Source organism: Variovorax sp. HW608 (assembly GCF_900090195.1).
Lineage (GTDB): Bacteria > Pseudomonadota > Gammaproteobacteria > Burkholderiales > Burkholderiaceae_C > Variovorax.
On the sequence record NZ_LT607803.1, the window covers coordinates 870,772 to 885,478 of the forward strand.

14 protein-coding genes and 1 pseudogene are annotated in these 14,707 nt (G+C 66.7%); 5 read left to right on the top strand and 10 right to left on the bottom strand.

Annotated features, from left to right (window positions below; all coding sequences use genetic code 11):
- Nucleotides 1–27 precede the first annotated feature (27 nt).
- Nucleotides 28–1,044 carry a 1-aminocyclopropane-1-carboxylate deaminase gene (locus VAR608DRAFT_RS03930; RefSeq protein ID WP_088952874.1) on the bottom strand — a complete coding sequence of 339 codons (1,017 nt, stop codon included), beginning with the start codon at nucleotides 1,042–1,044 and terminating at the stop codon, nucleotides 28–30.
- A gap of 150 nt (nucleotides 1,045–1,194) precedes the next feature.
- On the opposite strand from VAR608DRAFT_RS03930, the gene VAR608DRAFT_RS03935 reads away from it, so the two are divergent.
- Complete coding sequence (locus tag VAR608DRAFT_RS03935) at nucleotides 1,195–1,689, top strand: Lrp/AsnC family transcriptional regulator (protein WP_088952875.1); 495 nt, start codon at nucleotides 1,195–1,197, stop codon at nucleotides 1,687–1,689.
- Here VAR608DRAFT_RS03935 and VAR608DRAFT_RS03940 read toward each other — a convergent pair.
- On the bottom strand, nucleotides 1,652–2,389 hold the full coding sequence (locus VAR608DRAFT_RS03940; RefSeq protein ID WP_088952876.1) for an acyl-CoA/acyl-ACP dehydrogenase: 738 nt from the start codon (nucleotides 2,387–2,389) through the stop codon (nucleotides 1,652–1,654). The two genes, VAR608DRAFT_RS03935 and VAR608DRAFT_RS03940, sit on opposite strands and share 38 nt — an antisense overlap.
- A gap of 66 nt (nucleotides 2,390–2,455) precedes the next feature.
- On the opposite strand from VAR608DRAFT_RS03940, the gene VAR608DRAFT_RS03945 reads away from it, so the two are divergent.
- Nucleotides 2,456–3,883, top strand: coding sequence for an aminotransferase-like domain-containing protein (locus tag VAR608DRAFT_RS03945; RefSeq protein ID WP_088952877.1), 1,428 nt, complete (start codon nucleotides 2,456–2,458; stop codon nucleotides 3,881–3,883).
- Here VAR608DRAFT_RS03945 and cydX read toward each other — a convergent pair.
- From cydX to VAR608DRAFT_RS03960, 3 genes are read right to left on the bottom strand one after another with little or no spacing between them, the layout of a single operon-like run.
- On the bottom strand, nucleotides 3,880–3,987 hold the full coding sequence (cydX, locus tag VAR608DRAFT_RS03950) for a cytochrome bd-I oxidase subunit CydX (protein ID WP_088952878.1): 108 nt from the start codon (nucleotides 3,985–3,987) through the stop codon (nucleotides 3,880–3,882). The two genes, VAR608DRAFT_RS03945 and cydX, sit on opposite strands and share 4 nt — an antisense overlap.
- 23 nt (nucleotides 3,988–4,010) lie before the next feature.
- A complete protein-coding gene (cydB, locus tag VAR608DRAFT_RS03955) occupies nucleotides 4,011–5,165 on the bottom strand; it encodes a cytochrome d ubiquinol oxidase subunit II (RefSeq protein WP_088952879.1) in 1,155 nt (384 codons plus the stop codon).
- A 13-nt stretch (nucleotides 5,166–5,178) separates the two neighbouring features.
- Complete coding sequence (locus tag VAR608DRAFT_RS03960) at nucleotides 5,179–6,771, bottom strand: cytochrome ubiquinol oxidase subunit I (RefSeq protein ID WP_088952880.1); 1,593 nt, start codon at nucleotides 6,769–6,771, stop codon at nucleotides 5,179–5,181.
- Between the two features lie 245 nt (nucleotides 6,772–7,016).
- Here VAR608DRAFT_RS03960 and VAR608DRAFT_RS03965 point away from each other — a divergent pair, with 245 nt between their 5' ends.
- The 3 genes from VAR608DRAFT_RS03965 to VAR608DRAFT_RS03975 are packed head-to-tail and all read left to right on the top strand — an operon-like array spanning nucleotide 7,017 to nucleotide 9,213.
- Nucleotides 7,017–7,721 carry a c-type cytochrome gene (locus VAR608DRAFT_RS03965; protein WP_231973207.1) on the top strand — a complete coding sequence of 235 codons (705 nt, stop codon included), beginning with the start codon at nucleotides 7,017–7,019 and terminating at the stop codon, nucleotides 7,719–7,721.
- Entirely contained in the window at nucleotides 7,718–8,992 is a 1,275-nt protein-coding gene (locus tag VAR608DRAFT_RS03970; RefSeq protein WP_088952882.1) for a c-type cytochrome, read from the top strand. Before VAR608DRAFT_RS03965 ends, VAR608DRAFT_RS03970 begins: the two co-directional genes overlap by 4 nt.
- A 35-nt stretch (nucleotides 8,993–9,027) precedes the next feature.
- Nucleotides 9,028–9,213, top strand: a complete 186-nt coding sequence (locus VAR608DRAFT_RS03975; RefSeq protein ID WP_088952883.1) for a DUF2970 domain-containing protein — start codon at nucleotides 9,028–9,030, stop codon at nucleotides 9,211–9,213.
- A gap of 51 nt (nucleotides 9,214–9,264) precedes the next feature.
- Here the strand turns inward: VAR608DRAFT_RS03975 and VAR608DRAFT_RS03980 are convergent.
- From VAR608DRAFT_RS03980 to VAR608DRAFT_RS04000, 5 genes and pseudogenes are all read right to left on the bottom strand, one after another.
- Nucleotides 9,265–9,906: pseudogene (locus VAR608DRAFT_RS03980) on the bottom strand (glutathione S-transferase family protein).
- A 546-nt stretch (nucleotides 9,907–10,452) separates the two neighbouring features.
- Nucleotides 10,453–11,307 (bottom strand): carbohydrate ABC transporter permease, encoded by an 855-nt coding sequence (locus VAR608DRAFT_RS03985; protein WP_088952884.1) that lies wholly within the window; start codon nucleotides 11,305–11,307, stop codon nucleotides 10,453–10,455.
- A 1-nt stretch (nucleotide 11,308) separates the two neighbouring features.
- Complete coding sequence (locus VAR608DRAFT_RS03990) at nucleotides 11,309–12,247, bottom strand: carbohydrate ABC transporter permease (protein ID WP_088952885.1); 939 nt, start codon at nucleotides 12,245–12,247, stop codon at nucleotides 11,309–11,311.
- A gap of 1 nt (nucleotide 12,248) precedes the next feature.
- Nucleotides 12,249–13,268, bottom strand: a complete 1,020-nt coding sequence (locus tag VAR608DRAFT_RS03995; protein WP_088952886.1) for an ABC transporter ATP-binding protein — start codon at nucleotides 13,266–13,268, stop codon at nucleotides 12,249–12,251.
- Between the two features lie 13 nt (nucleotides 13,269–13,281).
- The gene (locus VAR608DRAFT_RS04000) at nucleotides 13,282–14,655 is read right to left on the bottom strand and encodes an ABC transporter substrate-binding protein (RefSeq protein WP_088952887.1); all 1,374 of its coding nucleotides are present in this window, start codon (nucleotides 14,653–14,655) and stop codon (nucleotides 13,282–13,284) included.
- Between the last annotated feature and the right edge of the window lie 52 nt (nucleotides 14,656–14,707).

Here is a 14,707-nt window from a genome sequence, read left to right on the forward strand (position 1 = left end):
GCCATCTCTTCTTGTCGCGATCCGGTTTCAGCCGTTGCGAAACAGAAAGCTGTAGGCGTTCAACGCCGGCACCCCTCCGAGGTGCGCATACAGCACGCGTGATCCCGCGGGGAATTCGCCCCGGCGCACCTTGTCGATCATTCCGTGCATGGACTTGCCTTCGTACACGGGGTCGGTGAGCATGCCCTCCTGGCGAGCGCACAGGCGGATGGCCTCCAGCGTGCCCTCGTTGGGCAGGCCGTACTCGGGGCCGCCATAGCGCGTGTCGAGCACCACGTCCCGCGCGCCGATGTCGCGGTCCAGCTCCACGAGCCGGGCGGTGTTCTGCGCGATGCGCAGGATCTGCGCATGCGTCTGCTCGGGCTTGGCCGAGGCGTCGATGCCGATCACGCGGTCGGCCCGTCCGTCGGCCGCGAAGCCCACGACCATGCCGGCCTGCGTGCTGCCCGTGACCGAGCACACCACGATGTAGTCGAACTTGAAGCCCAGTTCCTGCTCCTGCTGGCGCACCTCCTCGGCGAAGCCGACGAAGCCCAGGCCGCCGAGCGGGTGTTCGGAACAGCCCGCCGGCACGGGGAAGGGCTTGCCGCCGGCACGGCGCACATCGTCCATGGCCTGCTCCCAGCTCGGGCGGATGCCGATGTCGAATCCCGCCGCGTCCAGGCGTACGTCCGCACCCATGATGCGGCTCATCTCGATGTTGCCCACGCGGTCGTACACGGCGTCGGAGTAGTTGACCCAGTTCTCCTGCACGAGCACGCACTTCATGCCCAGATGGGCTGCCACGGCGGCCACCTGTCGGGTCTGGTTGGACTGGATGCCGCCGATGGACACCAGCGTGTCGTAGCCGCCCTCGATCGCCTCGGGGATCAGGTACTCGAGCTTGCGGGTCTTGTTGCCGCCGAAGGCGAGGCCGCTGTTGCAGTCCTCGCGCTTGGCATACAGCTCGACCTTGCCGCCCAGGTGGGCGCTCAGGCGCTTCAGGGGCTGGATCGGCGTCGGGCCGAATGTCAATGGATGACGGGGAAACTTCTTGAGATTCATTCGATGGCTCCTTGCTGTGGCGAGAAGCCATCGTAGGCAATCGTCGCATCAACGTGGTTGCGACTTTCGATGTGTTGATGCAAGCTCGACCATCCAGATCCTCCGCAATCGTTGAATCATTGCTTATTCAATCTGTTTTGAACAACAAAAATGCGTAGCAAGAAGAGAACCGAACCGGCCGTTGCCACCGACCTCGATCGGACCGATCGCGCGATTCTTCGCGCGCTGCAGCGCGACGCCTCGGTGTCCAACGTCGCGCTGGCCCGCAAGGTCAACCTGAGCCCCGCTGCCTGCCTGCGACGCGTGGAACGCCTCAGGACCGCGGGCCTGATCCGGGGCATCGTGGCATTGCTCGACCCGGCGCCGCTCGACGCAGGCATGCTGGTCCTGGTCGGCGTCGTGCTCGACCGCTCGACACCCGAGTCCTTCGCCAACTTCGAAAAGGCGGCCCAGAAGGTCTCGGGCTGCATGGAGTGCCACGTCGTGACGGGCGAGTTCGACTACTTCATGCTGATCCGCACGAAGGACGGCGCCAGCTTCAACCAACTGCACGCGCAGCAGTTGCTCTACCTGCCAGGCGTGCGGCAGATCCGCTCGTTCATGGTGCTCAAGCAGGTGCTTTCGACGACGCAGATCCCGATCTAGTCCTGGCGCGAGCGGCAGCTTCCGGCCCGATCTCCCCGACCGAGAGGCTCAAGGCCTTCAGGACCGGATCGATGGCGTCGATCAGTTCAGCCTCATTCACCCATTCATCCATCCGGAAGAATGCACCTTCCAGCGTCACGGGTGCCGTCCGGCTGCCCCACCAGAAATCCCCCGCGTGGTCGATGCCGGCTCGCAGGCCGTCCTCCTCGCTGCGCAGCGCGACCCACGCGATGGACCTGTCGGGGCGCTGGATCGGCGCCAGCAGGGTGAAGCCGAGCCATTGCAGATTGGGAACGTGCTCCAGGTGACCGTAGAGGCGATACGCGTTGCCCGCCTCTTCCGCCAGGATTGCGCGCTCGCCCAGAGTCAGGGGCAACGTGCCGGCACGCTCGCCTTCGAGCAGTTGCGGCAGCAGGTACTCTCGCAAGCCGATGTTGGGCGAATGAACCAGCGCCTCGATCGTCGTGCGCTGGGCCCAGAGGATCCATGCCGCCGCCTTGCTGCGTTCGGCCAGTTCCGTCGCGCCCTGCGACAGCACGCCCAGCGATCCGCCGTCGCCACCGAGCGACTCGGGCACGGCGCATCGCAGCAAGCCGGATTCGACGACCAGGCGCAATGCCTCGAGCCCCGCGGCGACGACGGCCTTCTTCTCGTTGACCGGGGCGGCGGTGGAAATGAGTGCCTTGCGTGATGGTGTCATGGACCGATCATGCGCGGACGGTAGTGATCGCTAAGATCCAGTTTTCCAGATCATCGACCGGATCAGATGGCTGACGACGCTCCCACACGCTACGAACAGCTGGCGCACGACATGTCCCAGGCGATCCGCGAAGGACTGCTCAAGGCGGGCGACCGGCTGCCGTCGGTACGGGATACCTGTCAGCGCCGCGGCGTGAGTCCATCGACCGTCTTCCAGGCCTATGGGCTTCTGGAGGCGCGCGGGGTCATCGAGGCCAGACCACGCTCCGGCTACTACGTCCGCGCGCAGAAGCGACCCTTGCGCGCGACGCCGCTGGCCGCGGTCCCCAGGCCGGAAGCCACCGAGGTCGCCGTCAGCGCGCTGGCCTTCGAGATCCTGGAGTCGACGCGCGATCCGAAGGTCGTTCCGCTCGGCTCCGCCTTCCCCGCCCCGCACCTCTTCCCGCTGGACGAACTCACCCGGGCGGGCGCGCGGGCCATGCGCAGGATCCGGCCCGAGCAGATCACCACGGCACTGACCGTGGGCGACGAAGGTCTGCGGCAGGCGCTGCGCCGGCGCTACGCGCTGCAAGGTGTCCCGCTTGCTGCCGACGAGCTGGTGATCACCAACGGTGCCATGGAGGCCCTCAACCTTTGCCTGCAGGCCGTCACGCGGCCGGGCGACATCGTGGTGGTGGAATCGCCCACGTTCTACGCGAGCCTGCAGGCGCTCGAACGCCTGGGGCTTCGCGCTGTCGAGGTCGCCACGGACCCCAGGGAAGGCGTGGTGCTCGGCGACCTGCAGCGCCTGCTGGATCAGCATGAGGTGGCGGCCTGCTGGTTCATGCCCAACCTCCAGAATCCGCTGGGCTCGCTCATGCCTACGCCCGCCAAACGGGCGCTTGTCGAACTGTTGGCAAGCAAGGGTGTTCCGCTGATCGAGGATGACGTCTACGGCGAGCTGTACGCGGACGTGCGGCGCCCTCCGCCTGCCAAGGCGTTCGACCAGGCCGGGCATGTCCTGCATTGCGCCTCGTTCTCCAAATGCCTCGCGCCGGGCTATCGCGTGGGCTGGGCTGCCGCGGGGCGCTATGCGCAGCAGGTGCTTCGGCTGAAGATGATGACGTCGCTGGCCACATCGATCCCGCCCCAGCTCGCGATTGCCGACTACCTCGCCCAAGGCAGCTACGACCGCCACCTGCGCCAGTTGCGCGCCGCGCTCAGCGCCGAACAGCAGCGCGCCCGGCGCCTGATCGAGCGCTACTTTCCGGCAGGCACGCGCGTCACGCTGGCCGCGGGAGGCTATTTCCTCTGGCTGGAACTGCCGGGCGACATCGATGCGCTCGAACTGCATCACCGGGCGATGTCGGTCGGCATCAGCACCGCGCCGGGTGTGCTGTTCTCGGCCGATCGACGATTCACCCACCACCTGCGCCTGAACGTCGGCCACCCGGGCGATGCCCGGGTCGACCCCGCGATCCGCACGCTGGGCCAGCTGGCCAGCGCCATGCGCTAGCCGCGTTCGTCGCCTGCGTCGTCCATCAGCTCGAACCACATTGCATTGAGGACCGCGAAAGTCGCGGCCAACGGCAAACCCAACAACCAGGCGAAGTACCACATTGCTTTTGCTCCTGGAGCCGCCGTCAGTAGGCGTGCCCCTTGCCTTCCTCGATGGCCCTCTGGTCGACCTTGCCGCTCAGCACGGCGTAGACCCAGCTGGTGTAGCCGATGATGAGCGGCAGGAAGATGGCCGTGACCACCAGCATGACGAACAGCGTGAGATGGCTCGACGATGCATCCCACGCGGTGAGGCTGGCGCGCGCATCCAGCGACGAGGGCAGCAGGAAGGGGAACATCGACACGCCCACGCTCGCGATGATGCCGGCGATCGACACGCCGCTCGCCAGCAGTGCCGCCAGCGCGCGGCGTGCGGCGATGGCCCCTGCAGCCAACAGCGGACCGGCCACGCCCAGAGCGGGCACCAGCCACAACGAGGGGTGCGCCGCATAGTTGGCGAGCCACGCGCCCGGCGCCTGCGCCACCGTCTTGAGCAGCGGATTGGAAGGCCCGCCCGCCGCCACCTCGCTGGTGATCTGGTAGCCCTGCACGAAGCGGGTCAGCATCAGGCCGGCCAGCGCATACAGCACGGCGGTCGCCAGCGCGGCAACGACGCCGAATCGGCGCGCTCGCTCGGCCACCGCGCCCTCGGCCTTGAGTTGCAACCAGCTTGCGCCATGCATCAGCAGCATCGACAGCGACACCAGCCCGGCAAGCAGCGCATAAGGGTTGAGCAAGCCGAAGAACGTGCCCTCGTAGAAGATGCGCATGTCGCCGGCGAATCGGAAGGGCACGCCCTGCAGCACATTGCCCATGGCGATGCCGAAGATCAGCGCAGGGACCACGCCGGCCAGGCACAGGACGGCATCCCAACGGCTGCGCCAGGCCGCGTCCGCGCGCTTGCTGCGGAACTTGAATGCCACCGGTCGAAGGATCAGCGGAACCAGCGCGGCGAACATCGCGAAATAGAAGCCCGAGAAGGACACCGCATACAGCGGCGGCCAGGCGGCGAAGATCGCGCCGCCACCCACGATCAGCCAGACCTGGTTGCCCTCCCACACCGGGCCGACGCTGTTGATGACCACGCGCCGTTCCAGATCGGTTCTCGCGACCCATGGCAGCAGCGCGGCGGCGCCCAGGTCGAAGCCATCCGTCACCGCAAACCCGATCAGCAGCACGCCCAGCAGTGCCCACCAGGTCAGACGCAGGGTCTCGTAGGAAAGGAGTTCGTGAAGAATCATGACCGCGTCCTCGTCACACAGTGACAGTTGAAAGTTCCGGAGCAATCTGTGCCGGCGGGCGCGCAACACGCTCCGGCGAGGCCGGCGACGGACCCTGGCGGATGGCCTTGAGCATCAGCTTCATCTCGATGACCAGCAGCACGCTGTAGAGCGCAACGAATCCCGCGATGGTCGTCAGCACGGTGCGTGCGCCCAGGCTCGACACGGCCGCGGCCGTGGGCAGCACGCCTTCGATCACCCAGGGCTGGCGTCCGAACTCGGCGACGAACCAGCCGCACTCGGCCGCAATCCACGGCAGCGGGATGGCGACCACCGCCACCTTGAGCAGCCACGGATGCGCATCGAGCCTGCGGCGCGCCGAGAGCACGAAGAAGGTCGCGCTGAGCGCGATGAAGAACATGCCGAGGCCCACCATGACGCGGAAGCTCCAGTACAGCGGCCAGACCGGTGGGATGGTGTCCTGCGCGGCCTGCGCGATCTGGTCCGCCGTCGCCTTGCGGGGATCGTCCACATAGCGCTTGAGCAAGAGCGCGTAGCCGAGCGCATGGCCGTTTGCTTCGAAGATCGTCTTCGCCGATTCGGGTACTGCAGCAGTGCTTCCCGCCTCGCGGATCTTCTGCAGCGCGTCGTAGGCGGAGATGCCGACGCGGATGTTGAGCTCCGCGCGGTGCACCAGATCGTCGATGCCCGAAATCTCCGTATTCAACGAGCGCGTGCCGATCAGGCCCATGGCCCACGGGATGTGAACCGCGTAGTGCGTCTCGCGCGCTTCCTGGTCCGGGAATCCGAAGGCGGTGAAGGCAGCCGGCGCGGGCTCGGTCTTCCACATCGCCTCGATGGCGGCCAGCTTCATCTTCTGGTGCTCGGTCGAGAGGTAGCCGCTCTCGTCGCCCAGCACCACCACCGACAGCGCCGAGGCCAGGCCGAACGAGGCCGCGACAGTCATCGAACGCTTCGCCAGCTGCAGGTGACGGCCCTTGAGCGCATACCACGCCGATACCCCCAGCACGAAGATCGCCGCGACGACATAGCCCGCCGACACCGTATGCACGAACTTGGCCTGTGCCACCGGATTGGTGAGCACGGCGAAGAAGTCCGTCACCTCCATGCGCATCGTCTGCGGATTGAAGGCGGCGCCCACCGGGTTCTGCATCCAGCCGTTGGCGATCAGGATCCACAGGGCCGAGAAGTTGGTCGCGATCGCGACGCACCAGGTAACGAACAGATGCTTGACCTTGGACAGCTTGTCCCACCCGAAGAAGAACAGGCCAACGAAGGTCGCCTCCATGAAGAAGGCCATCAGCCCCTCGATGGCCAGCGGCGCGCCGAAGACGTCGCCCACGTAGTGGCTGTAGTAGCTCCAGTTCATGCCGAACTGGAACTCCATGACGATGCCGGTGGCCACGCCCATCGCGAAGTTGATGCCGAAAAGCGTGCCCCAGAACTTCGTCATGTCGCGCCAAATGACGCGGCCGGTCATCACGTAGACCGTCTCCATGATCGCGATGAGCACCGACAAGCCGATGGTCAGCGGCACGAAAAGAAAGTGATAGAGCGCCGTCACTGCGAACTGCAGACGAGACAGCGCGACGATGTCCAGATCCATGATGGGTTTTTCTTTGCTTCGGTATGCGCGGGGGAATGCGTGGCCCGCTGCGCTGCAAAGGATGGTCCCGCAACCCCGGCTGATCCGGCCTGTCCAGAATTCGTTATTTGCAACCGGATCAGATGAATCGGATCGTTCGGAAGATCCGCGAACCTCGAATCGCATGCGGTGCACTTCCGGCTCGCAAGCGGGCCGATCTGATACGGTCGAATCGGACTTGAACAGCAACAATCGGTGCACCGATGATGCATCCAAGTCAAATCCGCTGGTGGTTCGTGTTCGCCTTCGTGGCCTGCTGCTCGTTCCTGCAATCCGCGTCGGCAGCCGATGAAATGACGCGCCGCATGGCGGCCTGCACGACCTGCCACGGCCGCGAGGGGCAGGCTGCGCACTCGGACTACTTTCCGCGGCTGGCGGGCAAGCCGGCCGCTTATCTCTACGAGCAGTTGCGCAGCTTCCGCGATGGCCGCCGCCAGCAGGCCGAGATGAACCACCTGCTCGCGAACCTGTCGGATGCCTATCTGCGCGAAATGGCCGGGTACTTCGCAGCGCTCGAATTGCCCTACCCGCCGCCCACCCCGTCGGACCTGCCCGACGCCCAGCTCGCACGAGGCAAGGCCCTGGTCTTTGGCGGCGACGAGGCGCGCGGCATTCCCGCATGCGTGCGCTGCCACGGCGATGCGCTCGCGGGCGTGCTGTCGCAGATCCCCGGTCTGCTGGGCCTGCCGCGCCTCTACATCGCCTCGCAACTGGGCGCCTGGGTCACCGGCGACCGGCGCGCCCTGCCGCCCGACTGCATGGCCGAAGTGGGCCGCAAGCTGAACAACGAGGACATCCGCGCCGTCGCGGGGTGGCTCGCGGCCCAGCCGGTGCCCACAGGCGCCAGGCCGGCGGCCTCGCTGCCGCGCGCGCTGCCGGTCGCCTGCAGCGCGAAGGAGGCGCACCGATGAGCGCGCGCAGGCTTCTGCTGCGCTCGCTCCTCGCGCTCGCGCTGCTGCTGGCGGTGTTGGCGGGTGGGGTGGCGGCGCTCAACCGGCACGGCGAGGAGCCGGTCGACAACGACGCAAGGTCCTTCGTGGCCACGGCCGGCCAGATCGAACGCGGCCGCTATCTCGCCATGGCCGGCAACTGCGCCGGCTGCCACACCCCGCGCGGCGGTGCGAGCTACGCGGGCGGGCGCGGCATCGAGACGCCCTTCGGCACCATCTACGCCACCAACCTCACGCCCGAGCCGCAGACCGGCATCGGCCGGTGGAGCGCCGGCGACTTCTGGCGCGCGATGCACAACGGTCGCTCGCGCGATGGCCGGCTGCTGTACCCGGCCTTTCCGTACACCAGCTTCACGCAGATCACGCGCGAGGATTCGGATGCGCTCTACGCGTGGCTGCGTACCTTGCCGCCCGTGTTGCAGGCGAACGCGCCGAATACGCTGCGCTTCCCCTACGACACACAGGCAGCGCTCGCGCTGTGGCGCGCCCTGTTCTTCCGGCCCGGCCGCTTCGAAAGCCAGCCGCAGCAATCCGCCGAATGGAACCGCGGCGCCTATCTCGTCGGCGGCCTGGGCCATTGCATCGCCTGCCACGGCAGCCGCAACACGCTGGGCGCGACCGACGCCGCGCGCGGCCTGGCCGGCGGCATGCTGCCCGGCAAGAACTGGTACGCGCCGGCCCTCGATGCAGCCACGGAGGCCGGTGTCGCGGGCTGGTCGCCGTCCGATGTCGTCGCGCTCCTCAAGACCGGGCGCAGCGAACACGGCGCCGTGCTCGGTCCGATGTCCGAGGTGGTGTATGGCAGCACACAGCACCTGAGCGATGCCGACCTGCATTCGATCGCGACCTACCTGCAGGCGCTGCCGCAGCGGCCCGCGCCGGCCCCGGTGCCCGCGCCTCGCCGCAACGAATCGCTCATGGTGCGCGGCGAGAAGATCTACGCGCAGCAGTGCGCCTGGTGCCATGGCGATCGCGGCGAAGGCGAGTCCGGCGTCTTTCCGCCGCTGGCCGGCAACCGCGCGGTGAACCTTGGCAACCCCGCCAACCTGGTTCAGGTGGTCCGCCGAGGCGGCTACGCGCCGGCCACCGAAGGCAACCCGCGCCCCTACGGCATGCCGCCCTTCGGCCATGCGCTGGACGACGCGGAGATCGCCGCCGTGCTCACCTTCGTGCGCAGCAGTTGGGGCAACAGCGCCGCGGAGGTGTCGCTGCGCGACGCCATGCAGCGTTAGCAGGCAGCCCCGTCATTCAAGCCAAGGAGAAGTACATGTCCCGATTCCGCAGATCACTCCAGGCCGTCCTGTGGGCCGCCATCGGGCTGGGCGGTCGCCGCGCAGACGCCGACCAGCGCGTCGACGGGGACAGCCTCTGGATCATCCTCGTACTCGCCCTGGTCCTCGTTCTCGGCTTGATCGGCGGCCTCCTCGCACTCGCCCGGCTGGCCGCTGGCTGACCGGCTGCCGGGCCTGCGCGCCCCAGCCCGCGCAGGCCATCACCCCGCCGGTTAAGGGGCAGCGTTGATCGCCAGTTGCGCGGCGAACGCCCGCTGGTAGGCCGGCCGCGCTTCGCCGCGAGCGACATAGGCGGCCAGCCTTGGAAACTCGTTCAGCAAGCCGGACGGTCTCAGCCGAAGCAGCACTGACACCATCAGCAGGTCGCCCGCGCTGAAGCCGCCGTCCAGCCAGTCACTGTCGCCCAGACGGGTGGCCAACTGGTTCAGTCGGGTGCGCACCCGGTCCTCGACGAGGGGCAGGCGCTCAGCCTTCCACGGCCTTTCGCCTTCCACCAACTTGACGATGACGAGTTCGAGGATCGGAGGCTCGATCGTATTGAGCGCCGCGAACATCCACGTGATGGCGCGCGCCCTTGCGTTGGCATCGGCGGGGAACAGGCCCGGGTGGCGTTCGGCGATGTGCAGCACGATGGAGCCGGTCTCGAACAGCGCGAGGTCGCCTTCCTCGTAGGTGGGGATCTGGCCGAAGGGGTGCAGCGCAAGATGCCCGGCTTCCTTCATCGCGCGGAAGGACACCAGGCGCACCTCGTAGGGTAGGCCGGCCTCCTCCAGTGCCCAGCGGACGCGCGTATCTCACGCCAGACCCTCGCCCCCGTCGGGCGACCGTTCAAATGCGGTGATGGTGATTGTCATCGTGAGCGTCTTCGGGGGCATCTTATCCAGATCCAGTGTGTGCACACCGGTGGGTGAACGACGGAAAGTTGGGGCATCCGCCACGGGCGTGCGCCATCGCAGCCCGATGCCTGGCGCTCTTCGCTATCTCTGGCATCTCGGCATGGGCACAACCGCGGCCTGAAATGCCAGCGCCCTTGTCGCCCGCAGTGCCGGCCGAAATCACTAAGCCTGCAGCAGCGTCCAGCGCACCGTCGGCGGGGCCGGCCGTGCAGGCACATCCCAGCCCTTCGACAGCAGCCAATGCCCAGAGCGCCGCGCGCCCCAGCACCCCAGAGCGCGACAAGGAACCAGCTGCCCTGCGGCCTGAGACCATTGACTCCGCGGGGCCTGACGACAGCGCAGCGGTGCCTCGCTCCGCCGAGGGGTCACCGCGTTAGACGGACGAGGGGCGTGCGGGTGCAAGTCGCCTGGAGGTCCCATCGGACTGTCGAAGCCGCGGCTACCACCCTTGAATTGCGGCTCGTAGTAGTACTTCCTGAACGTCCACTTGCCTTTGCCATTCCGCTATTTGATTGCACCCACGGTGAACCCTGCCACGAATCGATCGACGAAGAGGTTGAACAGCAGAGCGGTAGGGATGCTGACGATCAGGCAAGCCCCCATCAGCGAGCCCCAGAAATAGACGTCGCCGCGCACGAGGAAGGTTGGCACGCCCACGCTCACCGTGTATTGCGACGAGGTGGTGATGAAGGTCAGCGCATAGACGAACTCCTGCAACACCAGGGTGAAGGCAAAGATCACTGCCGTCAGAATGCCGGCCGAACACAGCGGCACCGCCACCTTGAGGAAGGCGCCGAACCGGGAGCAGCCGTCGATCATGGCCGCCTCTTCGATGTCGCGCGGAACGGCCTTGAAGAAGCCCATGAGCAGCCAGGTGCAGAACGGCACCGTGAAGCTCGGATAGACGAGCACCAGGGACCATAGCGAATCCTGCAGCCCCAAAGCGGCAACGATGCGCGAGAAGGGAATGAACAGGATGGTCGGCGGGATCAGGTAAGTCAGGAAGATGCCGATCGCCAACTGGTGACCCCAGCGCCCGCTCAAGCGCGCCAGCGCATAGCCGGCGGGAACGGCGAGCAGCAGCGTGATGATGACCACCGAGATGCCGACCAGCGCCGTATTGGCCATCCAGCCAACGAATTGGGTATCGACGATCAGGACGCGCAGGTGCTCGAGCGTCGGTGGTCGGTTGAACAGGAAGGGATTGTTGGCGGTGGCTATGAGATCGTTGGTCTGCTTGAAGGTGGTGATCAGCATCCAGTAGAACGGGAAGGCGCAGAAGGCGACGAAGGCGGCGAGCAGGCCGAAATGGCCGGTCCGCGCGGCCCAGCGTCTGACGGCGGCGGTGCGGCCGGACATTTCAAGCCACCTCCGCGCGCCGCGCCAGCGTCAGGAACAGGATCGCCACCGCCACGAGGACCGGGAACAGGAACAGCGCGATTGCGGCGCCGCCGGCCAGGTCGCCGCCCTGGATGCCGGTGAAGAAGGCCATGCTGGCGATCACCTGGGTCGTGTCGTAAGGGCCGCCACGCGTCAGCACGTAGATCACGATCATGTCCGTGAAGGTGAACACGATGCCGAACAGCAATGCCACCAGCATGATCGGCATGACGAGAGGGATGTTGATGCGGAACAGGTGGCGCCAGAATCCTGCACCGTCCATTGCCGCAGCGTCATGGATGTCCTGCGGGATCGAGGAGAGCCCGGCGAGAATGATCACCGTCGCCAGGGGCAGCAGGCGCCAGACGTTGACCATGATCACGGAGGCCATCGCCAGGTCCGGCTGGCCCAACCAGATCGGCCAGACGTTCATCCCCAGCAGGCCAAGGGCTCTGGCTGTCCAGTTGATGATGCTGTAGACCGGGTCGAAGATCCACAGCCATCCGATGCTGCCGAGCGAAATCGGCGCCACCCACGGCAGCAGGATCAGGAAGCGCACCAGCCACTTGCCGCGGAAGTCGCGGTACAGCGCCATGGCCAGGACCTTGCCGAGCACGACGACCAGCACTTGCGAGATCAGGGTGAACGCCACGGCGTTCCGCAGCGACTGCCAGAAGGTCTCGCTCGCAAGGGCGAGGCGAAAGTTCTCGAGACCGACGAAGTGCAGCACGCGCGTGCCGACCGTGGCGTCGCTGACGCTGTAATAGAGGCCGACCAGGAAGGGGAAACCGACCAGCAGCGCGATGTAGAGGATGGCCGGCGCCAGCAGCAGGCGTCCCAGCCAATGCTCGTCGTCGAGCAGCGCCGGTCCGCGGCGGGCGGCGGCCGTGGTCGGATGGTGCAAGGCCTCCACGCGCATCTCAGGTCACCTGTCGGCCGCTGGCGCGATCGAAGCGGCGCAGGTCGCGCTCGCGCACGAAGAATTCCCGGCGCTCGCCGGCGGTCATCGTCAGGTCACGCCCGACCGGCAAGCGGGCGATGACACGGCTCGGCGGCCAGGGCGGCGCCAGGGTGCCGTAGACCAGGCTATCGGCGCCCAGGTATTCGACGCGGCTGACGTCGAGACCGAACGCGATCCTGGTCTCGCCTTGCGGCTGCGCCTCGGCCGGCAGAAGCTGTTCGGGGCGGAAGCCGGTAATGGTCTCGCCTGTCTCGACCAGATTCATCGGCGGCGAGCCGATGAAGGTGGCGACGAAGGTGTCGGCCGGATCGCCATAGATCTCCAGCGGTGTGCCGAGCTGGTGGATGCGGCCGTGATCGAGCACCGCGATGCGGTCGCCGAGCCCCATGGCCTCGATCTGGTCGTGGGTCACATAGATGGTGGTGGTGCCCAAGCGCCGCTGGAACTGCTGCAGCTCGTCGCGCGCCGCGCTGCGCAGCTGGGCGTCGAGGTTGGAGAGCGGCTCGTCGAGCAGGAAGACCACCGGCTCGCGCACCATGGCGCGCGCCAAGGCGACGCGTTGGCGCTCGCCGCCCGAAAGCTGGCGCGGCTTGCGCTTGAGCAGGCGCTCGATGCCGAACATGGCTGCCGCTTGCTTCACGCGCTCTTGCACCGCCGCGCCGCGCATGCCGCGTGCCTCGAGGGGGAATGCGATATTGCTCGCCACGCTGAGGTGCGGGTAGAGCGCATAGCTCTGGAACACCATGGCGATGTTGCGGTCGCGCGGCGGCAGGGGCGTGACGACGCGGCCGTCGATCAGCACATCGCCGGTGGATGGGGTTTCGAGCCCCGCGATCATCCTCAGCAGCGTGGTCTTGCCGCAGCCGGACGGGCCGAGCAGCACCAGGAACTCGCCCTCGCGCACCGGCAGGTCGATGCCGTCGACGGCGGCCACGCCGTCAAAGCGCTTGCGCAGTTCGCGCGTCTCGACCGTGGCCATGGCGGCCCATCGCCTAGACGAGGCCCTTGCCGCGCCACTTCTCGACAATCCGCTTGCACTGCGCCTCTGCCTGCTTGATGGCGTTTTCGGGCGTATCGGCGCCGCTCGCGGCCTTTGCAAACATCGTGTTGAGCACCCAGGTGTTGAAGATCTCGTCGATCGCGGCATTGGCGTAGCCCGGGTAGCCGACATTGGTCGCCCAGTCGAGCACGTCGCCGAGCACCCTGTACTTGTTGGCGGGCTTGGCCTTGCTGTCGTTGGCGATCAGCTTCTGCAGGTCCGGCACCGTTGAGCTGAAGCATGGAAAGTTGTAGAACTCGCTCGCCATGAAGGCGCTGTGGAAATTGTCGATGTAGTCGACGAGGAACTTCATCGCGCCTTCGACGTTGTCGGCGAATTTCCAGATCGCATAGCAATCCATCACGTGTTCGAGGCCGATGCGCCGCACCGGGCCGGCGGCGGCCTTGGCCAGCCAGATGTTGTCGGTGCCCGGAATGCTCTTGTTCTCACCCTCGCGCGTAATGGAAATGGCGTTGAGCGCCACGGAAATCTGCCCGGCCAGCATGGCACGGTTGTTCGATGACGGGTCCCATGCCATGACTTCAGGCGTCATCGCCTCCTGGTACATGGCGCGTACGAACTTCACCGCCTCGAGCGTGTTCCTGGAGTTGAGCACGATGTCGCCGCGCTCGTCCTGTTCCGAACCACCGAAGGAGAACAGGATGGCGCGCATCGCCATCGCCGTGTCGAGTTCGGCCGAGAGGCCGATGCCGAGCGGGATGTTGTGCCTCTCTTTGATCTTGCGACCGCCCACGCGGATGTCGTCCCAGGTGTCGGGCGTCATGCCGACGTCGTCCCACAGATCCTTGCGATAGTTGATCGGGTCGGGGACGTAGCTGTCGGAAAAGGCGAAGTACTTCTTCGTCTTCGGGTTGTAGGTGCTGCGTATCGCCAGGTCCACCGGCTTGCCGTGCTTGCGCGTGCATTCCTCGTAGAGCTCGCGATGGTCGATGACCTGCTCCTCGTAGGCCGGCGGCGGCGACAGGAACATGAACAGGTCGTGGCCCTTCTGCGCCGACACCTCCGCCGCCGCACGCGTCGCCAGGGCGGGGATGCCGACGTGATCGACGATCACTTCGGTGTCGTTCTTCGCGCCCCATTCCTTGACGTAGGTGGCGTCGAACCACTTGTCATAGCCGGGCACGAAATGGTTCCACTGCAATATCTTCAGGGACTTCTTGGGCGCAGCGGACGCCCGCCGCGATGCAATCAGGGGCGCCAGCACCGTGGCGGCGCCAACGGCGCCGGCCGCCTCGATAAAGCGGCGGCGGCTCGCGCCTTTGTGCGCGTCCGGACCAGGGGCACGGGATTCTTCGACGGCTGGCATGACGGTCTCCCGGGGGCGATTGAACCGCCGACGAGACGCGCCGCCGAATCGC